Annotated in this window: 24 protein-coding genes and 1 rRNA gene; 18 read left to right on the forward strand and 7 right to left on the reverse strand. The window is 71.2% G+C overall.

What is annotated here, in order from left to right; translation table 11 throughout:
• A 5S ribosomal RNA gene (rrf, locus tag ACWEPF_RS21910) occupies positions 1-86 on the forward strand; the annotation flags it as partial.
• A 103-nt stretch (positions 87-189) separates the two neighbouring features.
• Positions 190-951, forward strand: a complete 762-nt coding sequence (locus ACWEPF_RS21915; protein ID WP_452173838.1) for an alpha/beta fold hydrolase — start codon at positions 190-192, stop codon at positions 949-951.
• A gap of 20 nt (positions 952-971) precedes the next feature.
• On the opposite strand, the gene ACWEPF_RS21920 is transcribed toward ACWEPF_RS21915, so the two are convergent.
• A complete protein-coding gene (locus tag ACWEPF_RS21920; protein ID WP_452173839.1) occupies positions 972-1454 on the reverse strand; it encodes an NUDIX hydrolase in 483 nt (160 codons plus the stop codon).
• A gap of 101 nt (positions 1455-1555) precedes the next feature.
• On the opposite strand from ACWEPF_RS21920, the gene mshD reads away from it, so the two are divergent.
• The 8 genes from mshD (at position 1556) to pstB (ending at position 10762) form a co-directional block, all read left to right on the forward strand.
• A complete protein-coding gene (mshD, locus tag ACWEPF_RS21925; protein ID WP_452173840.1) occupies positions 1556-2482 on the forward strand; it encodes a mycothiol synthase in 927 nt (308 codons plus the stop codon).
• A gap of 87 nt (positions 2483-2569) precedes the next feature.
• The gene (locus tag ACWEPF_RS21930; protein WP_345286816.1) at positions 2570-4813 is read left to right on the forward strand and encodes an RNA degradosome polyphosphate kinase; all 2244 of its coding nucleotides are present in this window, start codon (positions 2570-2572) and stop codon (positions 4811-4813) included.
• Between the two features lie 98 nt (positions 4814-4911).
• Positions 4912-5967, forward strand: coding sequence for a CHAD domain-containing protein (locus ACWEPF_RS21935; protein WP_452173841.1), 1056 nt, complete (start codon positions 4912-4914; stop codon positions 5965-5967).
• A 2-nt stretch (positions 5968-5969) separates the two neighbouring features.
• Positions 5970-6446, forward strand: a complete 477-nt coding sequence (locus tag ACWEPF_RS21940; protein ID WP_380149464.1) for an NUDIX hydrolase — start codon at positions 5970-5972, stop codon at positions 6444-6446.
• Positions 6447-6617: 171 nt separating this feature from the next.
• Positions 6618-7751 (forward strand): phosphate ABC transporter substrate-binding protein PstS, encoded by a 1134-nt coding sequence (gene pstS / locus ACWEPF_RS21945; RefSeq protein ID WP_452173842.1) that lies wholly within the window; start codon positions 6618-6620, stop codon positions 7749-7751.
• A gap of 143 nt (positions 7752-7894) precedes the next feature.
• The gene (pstC, locus tag ACWEPF_RS21950; RefSeq protein WP_452173843.1) at positions 7895-8869 is read left to right on the forward strand and encodes a phosphate ABC transporter permease subunit PstC; all 975 of its coding nucleotides are present in this window, start codon (positions 7895-7897) and stop codon (positions 8867-8869) included.
• Positions 8869-9942 (forward strand): phosphate ABC transporter permease PstA, encoded by a 1074-nt coding sequence (gene pstA / locus ACWEPF_RS21955; protein ID WP_452173844.1) that lies wholly within the window; start codon positions 8869-8871, stop codon positions 9940-9942. The genes pstC and pstA overlap by 1 nt, the downstream gene beginning before the upstream one ends.
• Before the next feature lie 43 nt (positions 9943-9985).
• Complete coding sequence (gene pstB / locus ACWEPF_RS21960) at positions 9986-10762, forward strand: phosphate ABC transporter ATP-binding protein PstB (RefSeq protein ID WP_452173845.1); 777 nt, start codon at positions 9986-9988, stop codon at positions 10760-10762.
• 115 nt (positions 10763-10877) lie between these two features.
• Here the strand turns inward: pstB and ACWEPF_RS21965 are convergent, their stop codons facing one another.
• Positions 10878-11873, reverse strand: coding sequence for an inorganic phosphate transporter (locus ACWEPF_RS21965; protein WP_345286830.1), 996 nt, complete (start codon positions 11871-11873; stop codon positions 10878-10880).
• Positions 11874-11878: 5 nt separating this feature from the next.
• Positions 11879-12499, reverse strand: coding sequence for a DUF47 domain-containing protein (locus ACWEPF_RS21970; RefSeq protein WP_345286831.1), 621 nt, complete (start codon positions 12497-12499; stop codon positions 11879-11881).
• A 234-nt stretch (positions 12500-12733) separates the two neighbouring features.
• On the opposite strand from ACWEPF_RS21970, the gene ACWEPF_RS21975 reads away from it, so the two are divergent.
• Positions 12734-13114 (forward strand): metal-sensitive transcriptional regulator, encoded by a 381-nt coding sequence (locus tag ACWEPF_RS21975; protein WP_345286832.1) that lies wholly within the window; start codon positions 12734-12736, stop codon positions 13112-13114.
• Positions 13115-13214: 100 nt separating this feature from the next.
• On the opposite strand, the gene ACWEPF_RS21980 is transcribed toward ACWEPF_RS21975, so the two are convergent.
• Both ACWEPF_RS21980 and ACWEPF_RS21985 read right to left on the reverse strand, forming a co-directional pair.
• Positions 13215-13373 (reverse strand): hypothetical protein, encoded by a 159-nt coding sequence (locus tag ACWEPF_RS21980; RefSeq protein WP_345286834.1) that lies wholly within the window; start codon positions 13371-13373, stop codon positions 13215-13217.
• A gap of 122 nt (positions 13374-13495) precedes the next feature.
• Positions 13496-14344 (reverse strand): hypothetical protein, encoded by an 849-nt coding sequence (locus ACWEPF_RS21985; RefSeq protein WP_452173846.1) that lies wholly within the window; start codon positions 14342-14344, stop codon positions 13496-13498.
• A 123-nt stretch (positions 14345-14467) separates the two neighbouring features.
• On the opposite strand from ACWEPF_RS21985, the gene ACWEPF_RS21990 reads away from it, so the two are divergent.
• Positions 14468-14683 carry a hypothetical protein gene (locus tag ACWEPF_RS21990; protein WP_380149452.1) on the forward strand — a complete coding sequence of 72 codons (216 nt, stop codon included), beginning with the start codon at positions 14468-14470 and terminating at the stop codon, positions 14681-14683.
• 97 nt (positions 14684-14780) lie between these two features.
• Here the strand turns inward: ACWEPF_RS21990 and ACWEPF_RS21995 are convergent, their stop codons facing one another.
• Both ACWEPF_RS21995 and ACWEPF_RS22000 read right to left on the reverse strand, forming a co-directional pair.
• Positions 14781-15443, reverse strand: coding sequence for a phosphatase PAP2 family protein (locus tag ACWEPF_RS21995; RefSeq protein ID WP_449796953.1), 663 nt, complete (start codon positions 15441-15443; stop codon positions 14781-14783).
• Positions 15444-15603: 160 nt separating this feature from the next.
• A complete protein-coding gene (locus tag ACWEPF_RS22000) occupies positions 15604-16680 on the reverse strand; it encodes a C40 family peptidase (RefSeq protein ID WP_345286865.1) in 1077 nt (358 codons plus the stop codon).
• Between the two features lie 247 nt (positions 16681-16927).
• Between ACWEPF_RS22000 and ACWEPF_RS22005 the strand changes: the two genes are divergently transcribed.
• From ACWEPF_RS22005 to ACWEPF_RS22030, 6 genes are all read left to right on the forward strand, one after another.
• Positions 16928-17281: a hypothetical protein gene (locus ACWEPF_RS22005; protein ID WP_345286842.1), complete on the forward strand. Its 354-nt coding sequence runs from the start codon at positions 16928-16930 to the stop codon at positions 17279-17281.
• Between the two features lie 139 nt (positions 17282-17420).
• Positions 17421-18245 carry a hypothetical protein gene (locus tag ACWEPF_RS22010; protein WP_345286843.1) on the forward strand — a complete coding sequence of 275 codons (825 nt, stop codon included), beginning with the start codon at positions 17421-17423 and terminating at the stop codon, positions 18243-18245.
• Positions 18235-19500, forward strand: coding sequence for a hypothetical protein (locus ACWEPF_RS22015; RefSeq protein ID WP_449796952.1), 1266 nt, complete (start codon positions 18235-18237; stop codon positions 19498-19500). Before ACWEPF_RS22010 ends, ACWEPF_RS22015 begins: the two co-directional genes overlap by 11 nt.
• Before the next feature lie 7 nt (positions 19501-19507).
• The gene (locus ACWEPF_RS22020; RefSeq protein WP_452173847.1) at positions 19508-21070 is read left to right on the forward strand and encodes an SCO6880 family protein; all 1563 of its coding nucleotides are present in this window, start codon (positions 19508-19510) and stop codon (positions 21068-21070) included.
• Positions 21071-21090: 20 nt separating this feature from the next.
• Entirely contained in the window at positions 21091-22440 is a 1350-nt protein-coding gene (locus ACWEPF_RS22025; RefSeq protein ID WP_380149451.1) for an ATP-binding protein, read from the forward strand.
• 353 nt (positions 22441-22793) lie between these two features.
• Positions 22794-24611, forward strand: coding sequence for a bifunctional metallophosphatase/5'-nucleotidase (locus ACWEPF_RS22030; protein ID WP_452173848.1), 1818 nt, complete (start codon positions 22794-22796; stop codon positions 24609-24611).
• Positions 24612-24633 lie beyond the last annotated feature (22 nt).

Consider the following 24633-nt stretch of genomic DNA (forward strand, 5'->3'; position numbering starts at 1 on the left):
GTTACATTCCGAACCCGGAAGCTAAGCCTCACAGCGCCGATGGTACTGCAGGGGGGACCCTGTGGGAGAGTAGGACGCCGCCGAACAATCATTCAGAAAAGGCCTCCCGGCCATGCCGGGGGGCCTTTTCGCATTTCCGGGCTAAATAACCGGATGCGTGCTTTCCGCATGATCTTTAGTGTTGCGCACATGACGATCTCTTACGACACCACCGGCGCCGGCCCGGCCGTTCTCCTGCTCCACTCCACCGTCTGCGACCGCCGCATGTGGGACGGCCAGCTGGCCGCCTTGGCCGAGGCCGGGCACCGGGTGGTCCGGGTCGATCTGCGGGGGTTCGGGGAGAGCCCGGCGGCGGACCAGGCCTACAACGATGCGGACGACCTGGTGGAGGTGCTGGCCGAGCTGGGGGTCGACCGGGTCGCTCTGGTGGGGGCGTCGGGTGGTGGGGCGGTGGCGCTGGAGTTCGCGGCGCGGTTCCCGGAGCGGGTCGGGGCGCTCGGGCTGCTCTGCACCGCGGCGGCGGGGCTCGAGCCGGGTGACGGGCTGCGGGTGTTCTGGGCGAAGGAGAACGAGCTGCTGGCGGCGGGGGACGTGGCGGGTGCCACCGACCTGAATGTCACCACCTGGCTGGGGCCGGACGCCGGTGACGACGCCCGGGCGACGGTTCGTCAGATGCAGCGGCACGCCTTCGAGGTGCAGCTGGCCGCGGGTGACGTGGAGGGGATCGAGTACGAGTCGTCCCCGGCCGACATCACCGCGCCGACCCTGCTGGTGACCGGGGCCCACGACTTCCCGGAGTTCGGTGGCGTCTCGGACAAGCTGGCCGGTCTGATCGCGGGTTCCCGCCGGCTGGACCTGGAGTGGGCCGGTCACCTGCCGGCCATGGAGCGGCCCGAGGAGACTGCCGCCCTGCTGGTCGGGTTCCTGGCCGAGACCGGCTGGAGCAAGTAGCAAGTAGCGGGGGCGCGGGCTCAGGCGTGCTCGGCCGGGCCGAGGTCGACCAGGCCGAGGGCGGGCCGGTCGCGGTGGAGGGCCAGGGCGACGTCGACCAGGTCGGCCCGGGGCAGGCCGGCGATCTCGCCGAGGGGGATCCAGGCGGCCAGGTCGGTCGTGCCGTCCGTTTCCGGGCGCAGCTCGCCGCCGACCACCCGGGCGGAGTAGACGATCCGCAGGTTGTGGAAGTCGGTGGGCGGTCCGGACAGGAACGGCGGGTTGAGGCGGTGCCGGGAGTCGACGCCGAGCAGGGCGTCGAGTTCGACCAGGTAGCCGGTCTCCTCCTCGGCCTCCCGGACGGCGGCGAGCTGCGGCGGTTCGCCGTGGTCGAGGCCGCCGCCGGGCACCGTCCACTCGTGGCTGCCGTCGCCGAGCCGGCCGCGGGCGAGCAGCATCCGGTCCTCCTCGTCCACGCACACCACGTACGCCGCCACCCGTGAGCGCTGTACGGCCTTCTCCATCGCCGACTCCTCCGTTGTTCCGCACTGGACCTGACACTCAATCAGGACCGGCCTGCCGGGACCACCGCATTGCGGCCCGCCCGCCGCGTAAGGTCGGCTGCATGGAGATCCTGACCAACGCTGCCCTGACCGAGGACGAGCTCGCCGCCGCCCGGGTCGTCCTGACCGCCGCCGCGGAGGCGGACGGCCGCGAGGCGGTCTCGGAGGCGGGCCGGCTGAGGCTGCGGGTGGCGGAGCCCCGGGCCGGGGTGACGCACCTGGTGCAGCGCGGCGAGGCCGGCGAGCCGGCCGGGTACGCGCAGCTCGAGGTGGGCGAGGGCACGGCGACGGTCGAGTTCGCGGTGCATCCGGAGCTGCGTCGGCGCGGCCACGGGCGGGCGCTGCTGGACGCGGTGCTGGCGGCGGCGGGGCCGGGGCGGGCGGTGGACTTCTGGGCGCACGGCGGCCACCCGGGTGCGGCCCGGCTGGCCGAGGAGCGGGGAGCGGAGCTGGTGCGCGAGCTGCGGCAGATGCGCAAGCCGGCCGAGCCGGTGCCGGCCGCGCCGGTGCTCCCGGCGGGCGTGACGGTGCGGACCTTCCGGCCGGGGCGGGACGAGGCGGCCTGGCTGGCGCTGAACGCGCTGGCCTTCGCGCACCACCCCGAGCAGGGCAGCTGGACGGAGCGGGACCTGGCGGACCGTCAGGCGGAGGCGTGGTTCGACCCGAGCGGGTTCTTCCTGGCGGTCCGCGAGGACGGGGACGGGGCCGAGCGGGTGGTGGGCTTCCACTGGACCAAGGTGCACCCGGACGGGCTCGGCGAGGTGTACGTGGTCGGTGTCGACCCGGCCGAGCAGGGGAACGGACTGGGCAAGGCGCTGACCGCGACGGGCCTGCGCCATCTGGCCGAGGACCGCAAGGTGCCGACGGTGCTGCTGTACGTGGACGCCGACAACCACGCCGCCGTGCGGGTGTACGAGGGGCAGGGGTTCACCGTCCACGAGGTGGACCTGATGTACCGCCTGCACACGGAGCAGGCGCCGCGGGGCTGAGTCCGGCCACGGGGGCGACGGACTCAGCTTTCCTCCTGGCCATGCGGTGTTTACCGTGGATTAAATTCTCGCCGCGAAGATCACAGGATGAAGTCAGCAGTGCCCCGCCCCCGGGCGACCGGTCGCTCGGAGACCGTCCTGCTGGAGGAGCTGGAGCCCATGAGCATCCCCCGTCCCGTCTCCACCACCGATACCAAGGAGTCCACCGCCCTGCCGCCCTCCCTGGTGCTGGCCGAGGGAGAGCCGTCGAAGGACGAGGAGTTGGACGAGCTTCCGCAGGGTCGCTTCCTGGACCGGGAGCGGAGCTGGCTGGCGTTCAACGAGCGCGTCCTGGAGCTGGCCGAGGACCCGCAGATCCCGCTGCTGGAGCGGGCCAAGTTCCTGGCGATCTTCGCCTCGAACCTGGACGAGTTCTTCATGGTCCGGGTGGCCGGCCTGAAGCGCCGGATCGCCACCGGCGTCGCGCAGCGCTCGGCCTCGGGCCTGCAGCCGCGCGAGGTGCTGGACCAGATCTGGACCCGCTCGCGGGAGCTGATGGCGCGTCACGCGGCCACCTTCCAGCAGGAGGTGCTGCCGGACCTGGCGGCCGAGGGCATCGAGCTGGTGCGCTGGTCGGAGCTGGCGGAGAAGGAGCAGTCCCGGCTGCACTCGCTCTTCCGGCAGAAGATCTTCCCGGTGCTGACGCCGCTGGCGGTGGACCCGGCGCACCCGTTCCCGTACATATCCGGGCTGAGCCTCAACCTGGCCGTGGTGGTGCGCAACCCGGTGTCGGGCCACAAGCACTTCGCCCGCGTCAAGGTGCCGCAGTCGCTGTCCCGCTTCCTGGAGGCGGCGCCGCAGCGGTACGTGCCGCTGGAGGACGTGATGGGGGCTCACCTGGAGGAGCTCTTCCCGGGGATGGAGGTGCTGGCGCACCACGCCTTCCGGGTCACTCGCAACGAGGACCTGGAGGTGGAGGAGGACGACACCGAGAACATCCTCAAGGCGCTGGAGAAGGAGCTGATGCGCCGTCGGTTCGGTCCGCCGGTCCGGCTGGAGGTGGAGGAGTCGATCGACCCCTACATCCTCGACCTGCTGGTGCGCGAGCTGAACATCACCGACGCGGAGGTCTTCCCGCTGCCGGGGCCGCTGGACCTGACCGGGCTGTTCGGCATCGCCGACCTGGACCGGCCGGAGCTGAAGTACCCGAAGTTCGTGGCCGGGACGGCCCGCGGGCTGATCGACGTGGAGTCGGCCTCGCAGCCGGACATCTTCGCGGCGATGCGGGAGCGGGACGTGCTGCTGCACCACCCGTACGACTCCTTCTCGACCTCGGTGCTGGCCTTCCTGGAGCAGGCGGCCAACGACCCGGACGTGCTGGCGATCAAGCAGACGCTGTACCGCACCTCCGGTGACTCGCCGATCGTGGACGCGTTGACCGACGCGGCCGAGGCCGGCAAGCAGGTGCTGGTGCTGGTCGAGATCAAGGCGCGCTTCGACGAGCAGGCGAACATCAAGTGGGCCCGCAAGCTGGAGGAGGCGGGCTGCCACGTCGTCTACGGCCTGGTCGGCCTCAAGACGCACTGCAAGCTCTCGCTGGTGGTCCGTCAGGAGGGCGACACGCTCCGCCGGTACGCGCACGTGGGCACCGGCAACTACCACCCGAAGACGGCCAGGCTGTACGAGGACCTGGGGCTGCTGACCGCGGACCCGCAGGTCGGCGCGGACCTCTCGGACCTCTTCAACCGGCTCTCCGGGTACTCCCGGCGGGAGTCGTACCGGCGGTTGATGACGGCGCCGCGCGGGCTGCGGGACGGGCTGGTGGGCCGGATCCACCAGGAGATCGCGCACCACCGGGCGGGCCGGCCGGCGCACGTGAAGCTCAAGGTCAACTCCATCGTCGACGAGGAGCTGATCGACGCGCTGTACCGGGCCTCGCAGGCCGGGGTGCCGGTGGACGTCTGGGTGCGCGGGATCTGCGCGGTGCGGCCCGGGGTGGCCGGGCTGAGCGAGAACATCCGGGTGCGCAGCGTGCTGGGGCGCTTCCTGGAGCACTCGCGGATCTTCGTGTTCGGCAACGGGGGCGACCCCGAGGTCTGGTTCGGCAGCGCGGACATGATGCACCGCAACCTGGACCGCCGGATCGAGGCGCTGGTGCGGGTGACCGACCCGGCGCAGCGGGCGGAGCTGTCCGGGCTGGTGGACCTCGGGATGTCGGACGAGACGGAGTCCTGGCACCTGGGGTCGGACGGCCGCTGGACCAGGCACTCGCAGGACGCGGAGGGGCGTCGGCTGCGGCACGTGCAGAACCTGTTGATCGACTCCCGGCAGCGCCGCCGCAGCCTGGCCTGACCTGCTCCGTCCGGTCCGGCCGCCGTGACGCGGTGGCCGGACCGGCACCACCATCCCCGGTACGGCGGGGACTTGCCTCGGGGGGACGAGGAACCAGCATGACGGATCTGCCGACGACCGCCCGGACCGACCAGCCGGCGGGGGAGGCCCTGACGGGTTACCTGACCGCCCAGGCGGGTGTCTTCCTGCGCGCGCTGCCGCTGGTGGTGGGGGAGGCCGGGGCCCGGGCGGGCACGCTGCCGGGTGGTCCGGGCGGGCAGGCGGCGGCCGGGACGGCCGAGCTGCTGCGCGCGGTGCGGCGGATCGGCGGGGCGCTGCACACCTACGCGGCGGGCTTCGAGCCGGAGTGGGCGGAGCGGACCAGGGCTGAGCTGCGCTGGCTGCTGGAGCTGCTGGCGCAGGAGCCGGGCTGTCTGCGGCGTTCGGCGCGGCTGCTGGCGGCGCTGGACTCGTTGAGCGAGACGGACCCGCGGCGGCCGGGGATGCTGGCGGGGCATCAGGGGGCGCCGAAGGCGCGGGCGCTGCTGGAGCGTCAGCTGACGCTGGCGCGGACCAGGGCACACTCGACGCTGCTGCAGGAGCTGCGGTCGGCGCGGCTGCACGCGCTGGCGGACCGGATGACGCTGCTGGCGGGCGAGGTGCCGTTGGTGGAGTCGCAGCCGGAGCTGGCGGGGCAGGCGGTGGCGGCGCTGGAGCTGCTGTCGGCGGGGGTGGCGGCGCTGCCGCCGGCCCGGGCGCCGTACGGGGGCGAGGGGCTGCACCGGCTGAGCGTGGTGCCGCCGCAGGGGCAGTCGCAGGCGCCGGGTCCGACGGCGGAGGTGGACGCGGACGCGGCGCTGGCGGCGGACGACGCGCCGTGGGGGCGGGTGCGGATCCTGGTGAAGCGGGCCCGGTACGCCCTGGAGGTGTGCGGGGAGCGGCTGGCGGGGCTGGACGAGGTGGACGAGGTGCTGGACCGTCACCAGGACGCGGCGGACGCCGCGGTGACGGTGGCGACGGCGGCGCGCACGCCGCGGATCACCCCGGCGACGGCCTACGTGCTCGGCGTGGTGCATGCTGATCAACGACTGGAGGTGGAGGCGGCGAGGTACGCCTTCGGCCGCCGGTGGCCGAACCTCCAGCAGCACGGGTGGCACGAGTGGGCGAGTTCCTGACGATGGCGGTACCCCCGGTGCGGGGCCGTGCGGTGCGGCACGGGCAGACGGTGCTGGCGGCCGGGGTGGTGCTGTGGCGGCCGGGCCCGTTGAAGAAGGACGGGGAGCGGCGGAAGAAGCCGCGGATCGCGCTGATCCACCGGCCGAAGTACGACGACTGGTCGCTGCCGAAGGGGAAGCTGGAGCCGGGGGAGGGCTGGCGGGCGGCGGCGCTGCGGGAGGTCCGGGAGGAGACCGGGCTGAGCTGCGTGCTGGGGGCGGAGCTGCCGGCCCAGCACTACCTGGCGCACGGGCGGGCCAAGGAGGTCCGCTACTGGGCGGGGGAGCTGACGGGCGGCTCGTTCCTGCCCAACCGCGAGGTGGACCGGCTGGAGTGGCTGTCGCCGCGGAAGGCGCGGGCACGGCTGTCGCACGGCCGGGACCGGGAGCTGGTGGACGCGCTGCTCTCCGTGCTCGGTGTGACGCACCGTCACGGGTGACCTGGCCGCGCCCTGCCTGTGACGCAACCGTTACTACCGATCGGTGTTTCCCGCCGTCCGTCGTCGGTTCACTCTCCGTTCATTTGTGACCGGCTGACGCGTCACCTACCCGGCCTAACTTCGGTGTCACCGGAGGGCCGAACGGGCCCTTCCACAGAAAGGGACACCCCTGTGAAGCTCCAGCGGAACGGCCGCTCCAAGGCCCTCGCGATCGGTGCCATGGCGCTCGTTGGCTCGCTGTCGCTCGCGGCGTGCGGCTCCGACGAGAACAACACCCCCGCCACCGGCGGTTCCTCGGCGGCCGGTGCCTCCAAGGCCGCGATCGACTGCGGCAAGGCGGGCCAGCTGCTCGGCGCCGGCTCCACCGCGCAGGGCAACGCGATCGACGTGTGGAAGGTCGCCTTCGGCGCCGCCTGCTCCGGTTCGACCATCACCTACAGCGGCGGCGGCTCGGGCGCCGGCGTCCAGCAGTTCAACCAGGGCAAGGTCGCCTTCGCGGGCACCGACTCGGCCCTGAAGCCGGCCGAGGTCGACGCCTCCAAGGAGGTCTGCAAGACCGGCCAGGGCATCAACCTGCCGATGGTCGGCGGCCTGATCTCGATCATCTTCAACGTGGACGGCGTGGACAACCTCGTCCTGGACGGCCCGAGCCTGGCGAAGATCTTCGACTCGCAGATCACCAAGTGGAACGACCCGGCCATCGCCGCCCTGAACCCGGGCGCCAAGCTGCCGGACGCCGAGATCCAGGCGATCCACCGCTCGGACGACTCGGGCACCACCGAGAACCTCACCAAGTACTTCGAGAAGGCCTCGGGCGGCGCCTGGACCTACAAGCCGGCGAAGACCTGGGCGGGCAAGGGCGGCCAGTCCGCCGCGCAGAGCGCCGGCGTCTCGGCGCAGGTCAAGCAGGTCAAGAACTCGATCAGCTACGCCGAGCTCTCCTACGCGCAGACCAACAACCTCAAGTCGGCCGCGATCGCCACCGGCGCCTCCAAGCCGGTCGAGGCCACCGCCGCCAACGCCGCCACCACCTTCGCCAAGGCGGAGATCGCGGGCACCGGCAGCGACCTGGCGCTGAAGCTCGACTACGCGACCAAGGCCGAGGGCTCCTACCCGCTCGTCCTGGTCACCTACGAGGTCGTCTGCGACAAGGGCAACAAGCCGGAGACGCTGGACACCCTGAAGGCCTTCCTCGGCTACACCATCAGCGACGCCGGCCAGAAGGCCATCGAGGCCAAGGGCTACGTCGCCCTGCCGGCCGAGCTGAGCGCCAAGGTGAAGACCGCGGTCTCCGCGCTCGCCTGATCCACCTGATCCACCGGCCGGGCAGCCCTCGAAGAGGGGGGCGGGGCTGCCCGGCCGGAACCAGCTGACAGCACGTCAAGTCCGGGGCACCGCCGCCATGGTGCCGCCCTCCTTGGGCAGCACCACCAGACCGGAGAAACACCATGACCACATCACCCCCCGTCACGGACCGGGGTAGGCCCCGCCAGCGTGACAGCAGGCGCGGGGACAAGATCTTCTTCAACCTCTCCCGCGGTTCGGGCGTCCTGCTGCTGGTCATCATGGCCGCCATCGCGGGCTTCCTGACCTACCGCTCCTCGCTCTCCTTCGGGCACAACGAGGGCAACTTCCTCACCACCTTCGAGTGGCTCCCGGACGCGCCGAAGCCGGTCTTCGGCATCGCCGTCCTGACCTTCGGCACCATCGTCAGCGCGATCATCGCGATGCTGATCGCGGTGCCGGTGGCGATCGGCGTGGCGCTGTTCATCTCGCACTACGCCCCGCGGAAGATCGCCCAGCCCTTCGCCTACCTGGTGGACCTGCTGGCCGCCGTGCCGTCCATCGTCTACGGCCTGTGGGGCGCGCTCTTCCTGGTGCCGCACATGGAGGGCCTGACCAGCTGGCTGGACGAGTACCTGGGCTGGACGTACGTCTTCGACGTCACCAAGACCGGTGCCGCCCCGCGCTCGCTGTTCACCGTCGGCATCGTGCTGGCGATCATGATCCTGCCGATCATCACCGCGGTCTCCCGCGAGGTGTTCAAGCAGGCGCCGCGGATGCACGAGGAGGCGGCGCTCGCGCTCGGCGCGACCCGCTGGGAGATGATCCGCACCGCGGTGCTGCCGTTCGGCCGCCCGGGCGTGATCTCCGCCGCGATGCTGGGCCTGGGCCGCGCGCTCGGCGAGACCATCGCGGTGGCCACCGTGCTCTCCGCCAGCCCGGTGCTCTCGCTGCACCTGCTCGACCCGGGTGGCGGCACCTTCGCGCAGAACATCGCGCTGAAGTTCGGCGAGGCCGGTGAGAACGGCCGGAACGCGCTGATGGCCTCCGGTCTGGTCCTGTTCGTGATCACCCTGCTGGTGAACGGCGCGGCCCGGATGATCATCGCCCGCCGCAAGGAATTCTCGGGGGCCAACTGATGAGCACCACCACCGTGACCCCCGTGGCGGACGCCCCGCGGCTGAGCCGCCGGCTGACCGCCAACCGGCTGCCCTCCTGGGCGCCGGCCGGCATCGCCGCCCTCTCGATCGCCCTCGGCGTCGGCATCGGCCTCGGTGCCGGGCTGCAGAGCAAGATCCAGTGGGGCCTGATCGCCGGACTGCTCTTCGTGGTCATCACCTACGCCGCCGCCACCAAGGTCGAGGGCTCCCGGCAGGCCAAGGACCGCCTCGCCACCTCGGTGGTCTGGCTGGCCTTCGTGCTCGCCGTGGTGCCGCTGGCCGCGCTGGTCTTCTACACGGTGCAGCAGGGCATCGGCGTGGTGAACGGCTACTTCCTCAGCCACTCCATGAAGGGCGTGCTCCAGACCGAGGCGGGCGGTGGTCTCTACCACGCCCTGATCGGCACCCTGGAGCAGGTCGGCCTGGCCACCCTGATGGCCGCCCCGATCGGTCTGCTGACCGCCGTCTACCTGGTGGAGTACGGCCGCGGCCGGCTCGCCAAGGCGGTCACCTTCTTCGTCGACGTGATGACGGGCATCCCGTCCATCGTCGCCGGTCTGTTCATCCTGTCGCTCTGGATCCTCCTGTTCGGCTTCCAGTACTCGGGCTTCGCGGGCTCCCTCGCCCTGGCCATCCTGATGATGCCGGTCGTGGTCCGCTCCACCGAGGAGATGCTCAAGCTCGTCCCGAACGAGCTGCGCGAGGCCTCGTACGCCCTGGGCGTGCCCAAGTGGAAGACCATCCTGCGGATCGTCCTGCCGACCGCGATCGGCGGCATCACCACCGGTGTGATGCTGGCGGTCGCCCGCATCACCGGTGAGACCGCCCCGGTCATGATGCTGGTGTTCGGCGCGGACATCATCAACGAGAACCCGTTCGAGGGTCCGCAGCAGTCGCTGCCGCTCTACATCTGGCAGCAGTACCAGACCAACAACGACTTCGGGTACGCCCGGGCCTGGGGCGCCGCGCTGGTGCTGATCGCCTTCGTGATGGCGCTCAACCTCATCGCCCGCGCCGTCGCCCGCTGGCGCTCGCCCAAGTCCGGTCACTGACACCCCGACTGACGTACGAACAGACGAGAGAAGACGAACGATCATGGCCAAGCGCATCGACGTCAGCGGACTGTCCGCCTACTACGGGAGCACCAAGGCCATCGAGGACATCTCGATGACCGTCGAGCCCCGCTCCGTGACCGCCTTCATCGGCCCCTCCGGCTGCGGCAAGTCGACCTTCCTGCGCACCCTCAACCGGATGCACGAGGTGATCCCCGGCGCCCGGGTCGAGGGCAAGGTGATGCTGGACGACGAGAACCTCTACGGTGCCGCGGTCGACCCGGTGGCCGTCCGCCGCAGCGTCGGCATGGTCTTCCAGCGCCCGAACCCCTTCCCCACCATGTCGATCTACGACAACGTGGTGGCCGGGCTCAAGCTCGCCGGGGTCAAGAAGAAGTCCGTGCTGGACGGCGTGGTGGAGAAGTCGCTCCAGGGCGCCAACCTCTGGAACGAGGTCAAGGACCGCCTCAACAAGCCGGGCGCCGGTCTGTCGGGCGGCCAGCAGCAGCGTCTGTGCATCGCCCGCGCCATCGCGGTCGAGCCCGAGGTGCTGCTGATGGACGAGCCCTGCTCGGCCCTCGACCCGATCTCCACCCTCGCCATCGAGGACCTGATCGGCGAGCTGAAGTCGCAGTTCACCATCGTGATCGTGACCCACAACATGCAGCAGGCGGCCCGGGTCTCCGACCGCACCGCCTTCTTCAACCTGGCCGGCGTCGGCCAGCCGGGCAAGCTGATCGAGCTGGACGACACCCAGCGGATCTTCTCCAACCCGTCCGTGCAGGCCACCGAGGACTACATCTCCGGTCGCTTCGGCTAGACCGCACGGACCCCCTGACTGCTTCGCGGTGCTGCATGGCGGTGCCGCCGCGGAGTCAGAGAAGGCCCGCCCCCGTGATGTGGGGGCGGGCCTTCGCCTTCGGGCCGACGGTGCGTCAGCCGAACAGCAGGTGGACGATCCCGTACATGGCGGCCGCCACCAGCGCGGCGGCCGGCATGGTGATGAACCAGCCCAGCACGATGTTCTTCGCCACGCCCCAACGGACCGCGCGGATCCGCTTGGTGGCGCCCACGCCCATGATCGCCGAGGTGATCACGTGGGTGGTGGAGATCGGCGCCTTGAAGACGAACGACGTGATGTACATGATCGTCGCGGCGGTGGCCTCGGCCGCGAAGCCCTGCGGCGGGTCCAGCTCGATGATCTTGCGGCCGAGCGTCCGCATGATCCGCCAGCCACCCGCGTAGGTGCCCAGCGAGAGCATGGTGGCGCAGGAGATCTTCACCCAGAGCGGGATCGAGGAGTCGCCCTGGTGGCCCGAGATGGTGAGCGCCATCACCACGATGCCCATGGTCTTCTGGGCGTCCTGGACGCCGTGCGCCAGGGCCATGGCGGCGGCCGAAGCGGTCTGGGCGACCCGGAAGTTGCGCTTGGCGCGGTGCGGGTTGGCCTTCTTGAAGATCCACAGGATGGCCAGCATCACCAGGAAGCCGGCCACCAGGCCGACCACCGGGGAGACGATCATCGGGATGACGATCTTCTCGATGACGCCGTGCCAGATCACCTCGGTGCCGCCGGCCAGGGCCGCGCCCACCATGCCGCCGAACAGCGCGTGCGAGGAGGAGGACGGCAGGCCGAAGTACCAGGTGACCAGGTTCCAGGTGATCGCCCCGACCAGTGCGGCGAACAGGATGGCCATCCCCTGCTGACCGCTCGGGGTCTCGATCAGGCCCTCGGAGACGGTCTTGGCGACGCCGGTGCCGAGGAAGGCGCCGGCCAGGTTCATCACGGCCGCCATCGCCAGCGCCGCCCGGGGGGTGAGCGCCCGGGTGGAGACGGAGGTGGCGATCGCGTTCGCCGAGTCGTGGAAGCCGTTGGTGTAGGTGAAGAAGAAGGCCACGCCGATGACGGCGATGAGTGCAGCCGTATCCACGAGGGTCAGGACTCCTTGACCGCGATGGTCTCCACCGTGTTGGCCACGTGCTCGAACGCGTCGGCGGCCTCTTCGAGGACGTCCACGACCTGCTTGAGCTTGAGCACCTCGATGGCGTCGTACTGGCCGCTGAACAGGTGGGCCAGCAGCTTGCGGTGGATCTGGTCCGCCTGGTTCTCCAGCCGGTTGACCTCGATCCAGTACTCGGTGAGCTTGTCCATCGTGCGCAGCTTGGGCATCGCCTCGGCGGTCAGCTCGGCGGCCCGGGCCAGCACCTCGATCTGCTGCTCGATGCCCTTGGGCAGGGTCTGGATGTCGTAGAGGACGACGAGGTCGACCGCCTCCTCCATGAAGTCCATGATGTCGTCCAGCGACGAGGCGAGGGAGTAGATGTCCTCGCGGTCGAAGGGCGTGATGAAGGAGGAGTTCAGCTGGTGGAACACCGCGTGGGTGGTGTCGTCACCCGCGTGCTCGGCGGCGCGCATGCGCTCGACGATCTCCGCGCGGGCCGACACGTCTGCACCCAGCAGTTCCAGCAGGAGCTTCGATCCGACGACGAGGTTCTCCGCGGCCGCGGCGAACATGTCGTAGAAGCTCGTCTCCTTCGGGGTCAGGCTAAAACGCACGGAATTCTCCGATGTGCGGGGGAGGGACTGAACGATGCTAGGCGCAAGCCGTCAGAACTGCGCAAACGGGGTGATGGTCACGATCCCTCAGTCTGACGGAAGTCGGCCGGATTGCGTCCGTCCTGCGCACGGAGATCCGGTCGCGCCGCTCGGACGGAGGAACACCCGGCGGGCCCGGGGTGTTGGACACTTGAGCCCAGTGGACGGGTGGAGACCGAGACCTAGGCGGGCCGAATGACCAGCACCGAGACGCACGAGCAGACCACCGCGCCGGCGGCCGCCGAGGCCACCGAGGCCGCGGGCGACGCGGGCCAGTGCTGCGACAGCCACGGGCCCCACGGCTACAGCGCCCGCAAGGCCGAGCACCTCAAGCGGCTGCGCCGGATCGAGGGCCAGGTCCGGGGCCTCCAGCGGATGGTGGACGAGGACGTCTACTGCATCGACGTACTCACCCAGGTCTCGGCCGGGACGAAGGCGCTCCAGGCCTTCGCCCTCTCGCTCCTGGAGGAGCACCTGCGGCACTGCGTGGCCGCCGCCGCGGAGCAGGGCGGCGCCGAGCTGGAGGCCAAGGTGGCCGAGGCCACGGCCGCGATCTCCCGCCTGCTGCGCACCTGAGGCCCGGGGCGCCGCACCCGGCACCGGCGGCTCCCGGTGGCCGGCCCGGGCAGCGGCCGCTCACCGGGGGTCGTCTGACGGCCGCTCAGCTGTCGCCGGCTCAGTTCTCGCCCGCGAGCAGGACTTCGTCGATCAGCTCGGGCGCCAGCCGCTCGCCCTCCCCGGCGGCGGCGGCGATCATCAGCTCGCCGGCCAGCTCGATCTCGTCCAGCGCGGCCTGCTCTTGTCCGCCACCGTCACGGGGCGTCGAGGACACCATCCGTTCCACCCCCATGGACCCGTCCGACCCGGCAGAGCTGCCGCCCCCTACTCAAGCGTAGGCAGACGGGGCGTCAGACCCCATGGCACCAACGGGCCATCTCTGCGCACCACCCGGGCGCACTACTGGGCCGGGGACGAGGACGGCTTCATCGAGTAGATCTCGGTGGCGGCCGGCTCCGCGGCCTGCACCGGCTGCCCGAACTCGGAGAGCGCCACCGTGGAGACCACCCGGACCTGGTCCTTGGGCTGCTTGGACCCGGCCACCCCGGCGAACGAGAAGGTCTGCGTCACCTTGTGCAGCCGCCCCTGCCCGTCCAGCCAGGCCTCGTACGGCACCTCCTTGACCGTGAAGGTCTGGGCCGCCATCCGCAGCCCGTCCCCGCCCCGGCCGCCGGTCGCCTCCGCCGCCTTGGTGAGGTCGAGGGTGCCCTTGTAGTGCTTGAGCTCCGCCCCGCCCGCCGTCTCGGTGCCGACCAGCTCGGCGGTGACCGCCCCGCGCAGCGCCCCGGCGGCGCTGGCCGGATCGGTGGCGCCGCTGCTCACCAGGTTCCCGTCCGGGAGCTGGCGGATGTCGAGCTTCACCCACTTGCCCTCGGGGATCTTGGCCCCGCTGTTCTGCAGGTAGACCGTGCCGGGCAGCACGACCTCCACGATCTTGCCGGTGGTGGCGGCGCCGGGCGGCACGTCGATGTCCAGCCGGCCGATCCGCTTCACGTAGTCGTAGCCGCCGGCGCCCTTGAAGACCGCCTTCTTGTCGGCGGACTCGGTGGTCAGCTCGGTGGCGGCCTTGGCGGAGCCGGTGCGGCCGGTGATGTCCGCCGCGCTGCGGACGGCGGTCAGCGGGTCGGCCGAGAGCTGGTCGGCCGAGCTGCCGGGCTTGTGGGCGTCGGCGCCGCCACAGGCGGCCAGGGCGGCGACCAGCAGGGCGGCGGTGGCGGCGGACGCGGTGGTGCGGACGGTGTGCTTCACGATCGGGTACAACCCCCTCAGAGCTCTTCCAGAGCCAACGAGTTGAGGGTCGGTGAGGTTACGGGCCGACCGGCGCACGGTTTCCGTTTCACGCCGTCCGGTTGAGCCGTTACGGTGAGGAGCGTGAACGTCGAGCACCGGGTGACGGTCGAAGAACGAGGCTCCTTCTCCACCGCCCGCTGCACCTGCGGCTGGCATGCCCCGGCCCGACGCAGCCGCGACAAGTCCCGCCGCGACGCCGCCGAACACCTCGCCGAGCATCCGGCCGACGGCCACCCGGCAGGGGCCCAGGGGCGCGAGGAACTGCGCGGGTCGGAAGGCGGCTCACCGGCAAGTTAGGCACCGTCAGCCAGTTGCACGTGCTGCCGTTCCCCCGCGCGCAGTTCCTCGCGCCCCTGGGGCGCTGCCTGGTGGCCCACCTGCCCGAGGAAAGCGCCTAGGCCGCGAGGTCGCGTTCGATGCGGCGGCGGCCGGTGCGGCGGGGCTCGGCGACGAACAGCGGCCGCAGGGCGGTGCGTCCGAGGGCGTGGGTGAGCGGCACCAGGACGGCCATCGCGAGCGGGGCGAGCAGCAGGACGACCGCGGCCGCCAGGGCGAACCCGCCGAGGACGTCGGTGGGGTAGTGCACCCCGACGTACATCCGGGCGAAGCCCTGGAGCACGGCGAGCACCCCGGCGGCCAGCCCCAGCCGCTTGTTCACCAGGTAGAGCGCGACGGCGATCCCCATCGCCATCGCCGAGTGGTCGCTGACGAAGGAGAGGGTGCCTTCCTTGCCGTGCACCAGCACGTCGAGCTCGGGGTGGTCGACGAACGGCCGCGGCCGGTCGACGATCGCGGAGATCGGCAGGTTGGCCAGCTCGCACAGGGCCACCGCGAGCGGGGCCCAGAGCAGGCCGGCGACGGCCACCGGGGCGTCGGGGCGGCGGCGGGCCTGGAGCCAGCCGACGGCGAGGAGCAGGGCGAGGCCGAGCAGCAGGCCGTATTCGCCGAGCCAGGCGACGGTGGAGTCGACCCAGGAGGGGGCTGATCCGGCGAGGCCGTTCACGGCCTTGAGCAGGTCCAGGTCGGGCCCGGCGGTGTCGCCCAGCAGCGTCGACACGCCGCACCTCCGTCGTGGCCCTCGCGGCCCCTTGATCATTTGACTGACAAGGGGCACAACGCGAGAACCCCGGCACCGGTTTCAGGTTTCACGCACCGTTATGAAAACTTGACTGACCGTCCACTGGACGTCCACGGTCAACCTGGCTCCGGACGGTGCGTCAACTGTCCTTCGGGTCACGGCCGGTGCCCTGACCGCCGCTGGCGATCTGGCCGTCGGCCTGGTAGCGCGGCAGTGAGAGGGCGCCGTCGGGGGTGACCCGGGTGGCGCCGTAGTACTTGGGACGGTCGATCTTGTCGTAGCGGATCACCGCGCCGGTGTGCGGAGCGTTGATCATGTAGCCGCCGCCGACGTAGATGCCGACGTGGTCGATGGAGCGCGGGTCGCCTTGGTCGGTGGCGAAGAACACCAGGTCGCCCGGCCGGAGTTGGCTGCGGTCGATGTGCGGCCCGGCGTTCCACTGGTCGTTGGCCACCCGGGGCAGCTTGATGCCGACGCTCTCGAAGGCGGCCACGGTGAGGCCGGAGCAGTCGAAGCGGCCGCCCTGGGACTCCCAGCCGTTCCCTCCCCACAAGTAGGGGGTGCCGAGGGTGGTCTGGGCGAAGTAGATCGCCCCGGAGGCCTGCGCGGAGATCGCCTGGGTCACCACCGGCGCACCGGGGGAGGCCTCGGCGGGCGCGGTGAAGTTGGCCGCGAGGGTTTTGATGTTCTTCACGTACCCCTGGGTCTCCCGGTACGGCGGGACCCCGTTGTACTTGATGACCGCGTACGGCCCGGCGTTGTAGGCGGCGAGCAGATTCGACTGCCGGTCACCGGGGATTTTCGCTATGTCCTTGGCGAGGGAGCAGTCGTACACCGCGGCGGAGGCGATCGCGTCGGCCGCGTTCCACACGTCCTTCTTGCCGTCGCCGTCGCCGTCGGTGGCGTAGCCGGGCCAGGTGCCCGGCATGAACTGGGCCATGCCCTGGGCGCCGACCGGGCTCTGCGCGCGGGGGTTGAAGCCGCTCTCCTGGTAGAGCTGCGCGGCCAGCATGGGGGGCGAGATCTCCGGGCAGAGGGAGCCCCACTGCTGGAACATCGGCTGGTAGGCGGCCGGCACGGTGCGGCCCGCGAGCTTGGGCTGGACGGCCTGCGGGGTACCGCTGGCGGCGAAGGTGCCGAGCACCACCACGCCGACGAAACCGACACCCACCAGACCGGTCGCGGCCGCTGCCGCGCCCGCCTTCCGGAGTACCATCAGCACCGTCCCGACGAACCGTCAGTTTCCCGTGTCCCAGAAGGCATTGCTCATCGCAATCATCGCAGATACAAAGGGTGAGCGGTATCCTTCGTACGGTGGACATCCTGGCGGACGGGCCCCGTGCTCCACGACCAATCCGCGAGAAACAGCCAAGTCGAAGTCGGATCTGGCCAAGAATGGGGTACGGCCCTTCGCGCCACCCCGGTCCTGGGCCTTGAATTTGCCTGATCGGGCGGTGAGACGAATGAACCTGAGCAGCGTGGTGCAGAGTGACCGGGTCCGGCTCCTGGCGGAGGACCCACCGAAGAAGGCCAACATCGACACGATCATCGGTGGCATCGCGCCGGACTGGGGTCCGTTCTCCAGCCTGGGCGCCGAGGCCCGCACGATGATCCAGGTGGTCATGGCGGTCGCCATCCTGGCCTGCCTGGGCATCGCCGTCTGGGGGGCGGCCAAGCAGCGGATCGGCGCCACCGCGATGCGCGACAGCTTCAGCGCCGAGCAGGGCAAGGGGCTGATCGTGGCGGGCCTGACCGGCGTGTTCATCATCGGTTCGCTCACCACTCTGTTCACCATTGTGTACGGCATGGCCATCTGACGATCAGACAGAATTGCCCCGGCGGAGCGGCCTCGCAGCGGCCGTCCCCGCCGGGGTGTCGCGCTTCCCGCGCGGACCGCTCGTACCAGCTCGTACCAGCCAGGGGGCCCAGGTGGCTCCCCGTACCAGGAGGGCCGCCGTGCCGGTGTCCGACGACCAGCCGCACACCCGGACGCGGCTGCCGGTCGGCGAGCAGTCCGTCTACCAGCAGCAGACGGGGCGTCAGGCCCGGCCGGTGCGGACGCTCTTGACGGTCCTGCTGGTGGTGGCCCTGCTGGTGGTCGCCGTCTCGATCGCGAACCGGGACAAGCCGGACCCGGGGGGCAGTGCTCCGGCCGGCTCCTCCGACGGGGCGGCCTCGGCCTCCCCCAAGCCCGCCACCACCGCGCCGAGCGGGCAGCTCCCGGTGGCCACCGCCTCCAACGGGATCGGCGTCGGGCACCCGCACACCTCGCAGGGCGCCCAGTCGGCCGCCGCCAACTACGCGGTGGCGATGGGCTCCGAGGAGATGTTCCGGGCCGACACCCGGGCCACCCTGCTGACCACGCTGGCCGACCCGACCGCGCTGCCCGGGCTGAAGGCCCGGCTGGACTCCGCCTTCGGGCCGCAGCAGCTGGCGGGCTTCGGCCTGGACGACAAGGGCAAGCCGGCCAAGGGGCTGACCTTCGTCAGCCGCACCGTGCCGGTCGGCACCAAGCTCACCAACCAGGCGGACACCGCGACCGTGGTCGAGGTCTGGTGCACCGGCCTGCTCGGCCTGGCCGGCCCCGGCTCGACCCAGCCGGTCTCCGAGAACTGGTTCACCCTCACCCTCACCATGCGCTGGACCGGCAGCGACTGGAAGCTCACCGACTTCACCCGCCGCACGGGCCCGGCCCCCCTCCCCGGCGACCAGCAGGCCGCCACCGCCGACGAGATCACCGGCGCCGTCCAGGACTTCGGAGGCTTCCGCTATGCCCGTTGACGCTGCCACAGCCGCCCGCCGCGGCCTGCTCCGGGCCGGGGCGGTGCTCGGATCGCTCCCCGCGCTGGTGCTGCTGACGGCGGCCCGGGCGCTGGCCGACCCGACGCCCTCGCCCTCGCAGACCGCCAAGTGCAACCTGCCGGTGCCCGGCGCCGACCGGGCCTGCGCCCCCGACGCCCCCGGCGTGGTGGTCACCGGCCCCGGCGGCGGCACCCTCGGCGGCGTCACCGACCCGCTCGGCTCGCTGGCCAAGGGCTGCGCCGAGGCGGCCGCCTGGGTCACCCGGAAGCTGGCCACCGCGATCGACTCCACCACCCAGGTCGACTTCACCAACGCCTCCTTCCTGCAGCAGTACGCGGTGGTGTTCGCCGGCTCCACGGTGATCACCCTGGTGCTCTGGCTGCTCGCGGTGACCAAGCGCGCGGTCCGCGGCGCCTCGCTGACCACCGCCATCTCGGAGGCCATCGGCTTCCTCTGGCTGACCGTCATCGCCTCCGCCTTCACCCCGCTGGTGCTCTTCACCCTGGTCTCCGCCACCGACGGGCTGACCGCCGCCATCGCGGCCGGCACCAAGTCCGACACCGGCACCTACCTGGGCGGCTTCGCGGACACCCTGGAGAAGGGCTCGCTGGGCGGCGGCCCGCTGATCCTGATCATCGTCTCGCTGGTCGCGGTGCTGGCCGCCGCGGTGCTCTGGATCGAGCTGCTGATCCGGGCCGCGATGCTCTACGTCGGCGCGCTGCTGGGCACCGCGGTCTACGCCGGGCTGGTCGACAAGCAGCTCTGGAAGCACGTCCGGCGGTGGGCCGGGGTGATGCTCGCGGTGGACCTGGCCAAGCCGATCATCGTGATCATCCTGGGCCTGGCCGGGGCGGTGGCCACCGGCGCCGGGGCCACCGACGACTTCGCCAAGGTGCTCTCCGGGCTGGCCATCCTGTTCCTGTCGATCTTCGCCAGTGCCGCCGTCTACCGCTTCGTGCCGGGCTTCGGCGACGAGCTGATGCAGATGCGGCACGCCCGCGCCAGCGCCGTCTCGGCCGGCTCCGCGATGATCAACGGCCCGGCCAACCTGGTCAAGCAGGGCATCTCCACCCACGGCGCCCGCGGCGGAGGCGGCGGCCCCGCCACCGCCAACGCCTCCACCGGCACCGGCGCCGCCGCGGCCGGCATCGCCGCCCACGGCTCCCGCACTCCGGCACCCCCGCCGCAGACCCCCGCCCAGGCCCCGGCCGCCAACCCAGTGAAGGGAGCGTGATGCGCGCGTGAGCAGCGAACCGCTCGGCCAGTACGGCGCCCCGTACGCCCACCAGCGCCGCACCTACCTGATCGGCAAGGCCCGGCCGAACGCGCCGATCGGGCGCAACCGGGAGTCCGGGGAGATCGTGCTGATCATCTTCGGGGCCTTCCTCGGCATGGTCTGGGGCCTGGCGATGCCGATCCTGCCGCTGCGGATCGCCGGCCTGATCGGTCTGCCGCTGCTCGCGATCGCCGCGGTCTACGTGCCGTACCGGCGCCGCACCTTCTACAAGTGGGTGGAGATCAACCGCACCTACCGCCGCACCCTGCGCAGCGGCCGCGCGGTCTGGAAGTCCGAGGTGGTGGACGCCGGCACCCGGCTGGACGGCCGCGAGGTGGAGATCGGCCCGCCGCCCGGGGTGGGCCGGCTGTACTGGCTGACGGCGCCGTTCGGCCCGGACGAGGTCGGGGTGCTGATGCACCTGGAGCGCCGCACCGTCACCGCCGCGATCGAGATCGAGGGCCCCGGCGTGGGCCTGCGCGACTCGGAGGACCAGGAGGCCCTGGTCGACCGCTTCGGCACCCTGCTCAAGCACGTGGCCAACGGCGACGGCTTCGTGACGCGCCTGCAGATCCTGGCCCGCACCCTGCCGGCCGACCCTGACGCGCACGCCAAGGACGTGGAGCGCCGGGGCGACCACTCCTCGCCCGGCTGGCTCCAGGACTCCTACGACCAGCTCCAGTCGATGGTCTCCACCTCCTCCGAGCAGCACCGGGCCTACCTGGTCGCCTGCATGCACTACACCCGCGACCTGGCCTCCGAGGCGCACGCGATGGGCCGGACGGCGGGCGGCGCCAAGTCCCGGGACGACGACGGCCTGGCCGCCGTGATGGCCCGTGAGCTGACCGACATCTGCGCCCGGCTCGCCGAGGCGGACATCCGGGTCCGCCAGCCGCTCGGCCAGGCCCGGCTCTCCTCGCTGCTGCACTCGATGTACGACCCGGACCACCCGATCGACCACATCCAGGCGATGTCCCGGCGGAACGCCTGGCCGGCCGAACTCGACGCCACCCACCCGCAGTTCCTCCAGGCCAAGACCCGCGAGTCCACCACCCGGGAGCCGTGGTGCCACGCCACCGCCTGGGTCAAGGAGTGGCCGCTCACCCCGGTCGGCGTCAACTTCCTGGCCCCGCTGCTGGTGCACACCCCGGACGTGATCCGCACGGTGGCCGTCACCATGGACCTGGAGCCGACCGACGTCGCGATCGAGCGGATGCTCACCGAGAAGACCAACGACGAGGCCGAGGCCAGCCGGGCCGCCAAGATGAACCGCACCATCGACCCGCGCGACCTGGCCCACACCGGCCGGGTCGACCAGCGCGGCGACGACCTGGCCTCCGGCGCCGCCGGGGTCAACCTGGTCGGCTACATCACCGTCTCCTCCCGCTCGCCCGAGGCACTGGCCCGCGACAAGCGGACCATCCGGGCCTCGGCCGGCAAGAGCTTCCTCAAGCTGGAGTGGTGCGACCGCGAGCACCACCGGGCCTTCGTCAACACCCTCCCGTTCGCCACGGGCATCCGCCGCTGACCTGATCTGGAGTCCTCCCCATGGCCATCGGCAGCATCACCGACGCCTTCACCAGCCTGATGTTCGGCAAGGTGGAGACCACCCGCCTCCCGGTCCGCACCTCCACCGGCCAGGCCCAGGCGGTCTACCTCCCCACCGCCGCACCGGGGTTGGGCGACTCCGGGGTGATCATCGGCCGTGAGGTGTACTCCGGCAAGGGGTACGTCTACGACCCGTTCCAGCTCTACGGGCAGCAGCTCCCGGCCCCGCACTGGCTGGTGCTCGGCGAATCCGGCAACGGCAAGTCGGCGCTGGAGAAGACGTACGTGCTGCGGCAGCTGCGCTTCCGCGACCGCCAGGTGGTCGTCCTCGACGCCCAGGGCGAGGACGGCGTCGGCGAGTGGAACCTGATCGCCGACGCGCTGGGGATAAAGTCCATCCGCCTCGACCCGATGGCGGCCCGGGACGGCGGGGTCAAGCTCAACCCGCTGGACCCGGCGATCACCACCACCGGCCAGCTCTCGCTGCTGCGCACCATCATCGAGGTGGCGATGGGACGCGGCCTCGACGAGCGCTCCGGCTTCGCCCTGAAGGCCGCCCACGCCCACGTCATCGCGACCGTGACGGGCCGTCAGCCGGTCCTTAACGACATCATCGACACCCTGCGCAGCCCCGAACTCTCCTCGGTGGAGTCGCTCGGCGTCGGCGTCGACGAGGTCCAGGCCTGGGGCCTGGACGTGGCGCTGGTGCTGGACCGTCTGGTCGACGGCGACCTGCGCGGCATGTTCGACGGCTCCACCACCGACGGCATCGACCTCGACGCCCCGCTGATCGTCTTCGACCTCTCGCACATCGACCGCAACTCCATCGCGATGCCGATCCTGATGGCCATCGTCGGCGTCTGGCTGGAGCACACCTGGATCCGCCCCGACCGGAAGAAGCGCATCTTCCTGGTCGAGGAGGCCTGGCACATCATCAACAGCCCCTTCGTGGCCCAGCTCTTCCAGCGCCTGCTGAAGTTCGGCCGCCGCCTCGGCCTCTCCTTCGTCGCGGTCGTCCACCACCTCTCCGACGTGGTCGACGGCGCCGCCGCCAAGGAGGCCTCCGCCATCCTCAAGATGGCCTCCACCCGCACCATCTACATGCAGAAGGCCGACGAGGCCAGAGCCACCGGCCGCGTCCTCGGCCTCCCGCGCTGGGCCGTCGAGATCATCCCCACCCTCTCCCCGGGCATCGCCGTCTGGGACGTCAACGGCAACGTCCAAGTCGTCAAACACATCATCACCGAGACCGAACGACCCCTGGTCTACACCGACCGCGCCATGACCGAGGACGCAGTCGCCGAACGCCACCGCGCGGAGCGCCAACTCGCGGCGGAGCCGGGGGTCTGACGTCCCGCCAATCGGGCAGCAACCTGCTGCACCATTGGCGCCTGGGCTAGCGCTTGCCGTCCAGCACCTCGTGCGCGACCCGCGCGTCCTCGAGGTCGCGCTCGGCCCGGTCGGCCCCGAGGCGGTGAAGTCGAGCAGGTACGGATCGCGGGTCAGCTCGCGCAGCAGGTCGGCGTAGGCACCGTCCAGGCGTGTGGTGGTGCCCGGCGGCTGACGGTTCTTCGGGGGATGGAAACCCTCTCGTTACTCGCGGGGTCCTGACAGCTACGCGCGTTGACCCTAGGCTGCGGTGGTCACACCACCTCTTCGGCTCCGGTCCCACGGCGGAGCCCCAACGGTGCAGGGGAACCCTCATGTCCAACTCCGGCCGCACCGGCCGTTTCCGTCGCCCGGCGTACGCCGCGGCCGCCGCCATCGGTCTCTTCGGGACCCTGCTGGTGCCGGGCACTGCCTCGGCACACGGCTGGGACTGGGACTGGAACTGGCACAAGCCGAAGACCGAGGACCTCCAGATCCTCGCCATCAACGACCTGCACGGGAACCTCGAGCCCCCGGCCGGCTCCTCCGGCAACATCAAGGAGGTGGACCCGGCCACCGGCAAGGTGGTCGACACCCCCGCCGGCGGCATGGAGTACCTGGCCACCTCGCTGCGCCAGGCCCGCGAGGGCCACCGCAACACGGTGACGGTGGCGGCCGGTGACCTGGTCGGCGCGAGCCCGCTGGTGTCGGCGCTGTTCCACGACGAGCCCACCGTCGAGGCGCTCAACAAGGTCGGCCTGGACGTCACCTCGGTGGGCAACCACGAGTTCGACGAGGGCTACAAGGAGCTGCTGCGCCTGCAGAACGGCGGCTGCCACCCGACCGACGGCTGCTACGAGAAGGGCCGCAAGTTCCGCGGCGCCGACTTCGAGTACCTGGCCGCCAACGTCACCAACGAGAAGACCGGCCGCCCGATCCTCAAGCCGTACTGGGTGAAGAACGTCCGCGGCACCAAGGTCGGCTTCATCGGCGCGACCCTCGAGGGCACCCCGAACATCGTCACCGCCGAGGGCATCAAGGGCCTGAAGTTCGGCGACGAGATCGAGACCATCAACAAGTACGCCAAGGAGCTCAAGCGCCAGGGCGTGGACTCGATCGTGGCGCTGATCCACGAGGGCGGCTACCCGGCCTCCACCACCTACAACTACGACTGCGGCGCGGCCGGCGAGGGCATCTCCGGCCCGATCGTCGACATCGCCAAGGGCCTGGACCCGGCGATCGGCGCCATCGTCACCGGTCACACCCACAACGCCTACGCCTGCGCGATCCCGGACCCGAACGGCGTCCCGCGCTCGGTGACCAGCGCCGCCTCCTTCGGCCGGCTGTACACCGAGATCAACCTCAAGCTGGACAAGCGCACCGGCGCCATCGTCCGCCCCTCGGTGACCGCCGCCAACCACGTGGTGCGCCGCACCGTCGACAAGGCCGCGGACGTCACCGAGCTGATCGGCCGTTACAGCAAGCTGGCCGCCCCGATCGCCAACCGCCCGCTCGGCTTCATCGGCGCCGACATCAACGGCCGCGGCTCCACCGCCTACGAGAAGCCGCTCGGTGACGTGATCGCCGACGCCCAGCTCGCCGGTCTCTCCCCGGCCGACAAGGGCGGCGCCCAGATCGCCTTCATGAACCCCGGCGGCATCCGCTCCGACCTGGTCTACAAGGCCAGCGGCGCCGAGGGCGACGGCGTGGTGACCTACGGCGAGGCGTTCACCGTCCAGCCGTTCACCAACATGATGCAGGTCAAGACCCTGACGGGTGCTCAGATCGTCAAGGTCCTGCAGGAGCAGGTCAGCGGCCCGAACCAGGCCGCCCCGAAGATCCTCCAGATCTCCAAGGGCCTGACCTACACCCTCAACCTGAACAAGACCGGCGCCGACCGGATCGCGGACGTCAAGTTCAACGGCGCCCCGATCGACGTCAACGCCAAGTTCCGCGTCGCGGCCAACGAGTTCCTGCAGGGCGGCGGCGACGGCTTCCCGACCTTCACCGCCGGCACCGACAAGCTGGTCGGCGCCTCCGACCTGGACGTCTTCGCGGCCTACCTGGGCGCGAACTCCACCGCCTCGGCCCCGCTGAAGGTCCCGGCCCAGGACCGCATCAAGGTCATCGGCATCGGCGAGGACGTCAACTGACGCTCCGTCGAGGTCTGTAGCG

The sequence above is a fragment of the Kitasatospora sp. NPDC004289 genome, assembly GCF_053602875.1.

What these genes read in the sequence shown, in the direction of transcription:
- ACWEPF_RS21915 (WP_452173838.1), top strand. Translation starts at nt 190, where the DNA reads ATGACGATCTCTTACGACACCACCGGCGCCGGCCCGGCCGTTCTCCTG.
- ACWEPF_RS21920 (WP_452173839.1), bottom strand. Translation starts at nt 1,454, where the DNA reads ATGGAGAAGGCCGTACAGCGCTCACGGGTGGCGGCGTACGTGGTGTGC.
- mshD (WP_452173840.1), top strand. Translation starts at nt 1,556, where the DNA reads ATGGAGATCCTGACCAACGCTGCCCTGACCGAGGACGAGCTCGCCGCC.
- ACWEPF_RS21930 (WP_345286816.1), top strand. Translation starts at nt 2,570, where the DNA reads ATGAAGTCAGCAGTGCCCCGCCCCCGGGCGACCGGTCGCTCGGAGACC.
- ACWEPF_RS21935 (WP_452173841.1), top strand. Translation starts at nt 4,912, where the DNA reads ATGACGGATCTGCCGACGACCGCCCGGACCGACCAGCCGGCGGGGGAG.
- ACWEPF_RS21940 (WP_380149464.1), top strand. Translation starts at nt 5,970, where the DNA reads ATGGCGGTACCCCCGGTGCGGGGCCGTGCGGTGCGGCACGGGCAGACG.
- pstC (WP_452173843.1), top strand. Translation starts at nt 7,895, where the DNA reads ATGACCACATCACCCCCCGTCACGGACCGGGGTAGGCCCCGCCAGCGT.
- pstA (WP_452173844.1), top strand. Translation starts at nt 8,869, where the DNA reads ATGAGCACCACCACCGTGACCCCCGTGGCGGACGCCCCGCGGCTGAGC.
- pstB (WP_452173845.1), top strand. Translation starts at nt 9,986, where the DNA reads ATGGCCAAGCGCATCGACGTCAGCGGACTGTCCGCCTACTACGGGAGC.
- ACWEPF_RS21975 (WP_345286832.1), top strand. Translation starts at nt 12,734, where the DNA reads ATGACCAGCACCGAGACGCACGAGCAGACCACCGCGCCGGCGGCCGCC.
- ACWEPF_RS21980 (WP_345286834.1), bottom strand. Translation starts at nt 13,373, where the DNA reads ATGGTGTCCTCGACGCCCCGTGACGGTGGCGGACAAGAGCAGGCCGCG.
- ACWEPF_RS22000 (WP_345286865.1), bottom strand. Translation starts at nt 16,680, where the DNA reads ATGGTACTCCGGAAGGCGGGCGCGGCAGCGGCCGCGACCGGTCTGGTG.
- ACWEPF_RS22005 (WP_345286842.1), top strand. Translation starts at nt 16,928, where the DNA reads ATGAACCTGAGCAGCGTGGTGCAGAGTGACCGGGTCCGGCTCCTGGCG.
- ACWEPF_RS22015 (WP_449796952.1), top strand. Translation starts at nt 18,235, where the DNA reads ATGCCCGTTGACGCTGCCACAGCCGCCCGCCGCGGCCTGCTCCGGGCC.
- ACWEPF_RS22025 (WP_380149451.1), top strand. Translation starts at nt 21,091, where the DNA reads ATGGCCATCGGCAGCATCACCGACGCCTTCACCAGCCTGATGTTCGGC.
- ACWEPF_RS22030 (WP_452173848.1), top strand. Translation starts at nt 22,794, where the DNA reads ATGTCCAACTCCGGCCGCACCGGCCGTTTCCGTCGCCCGGCGTACGCC.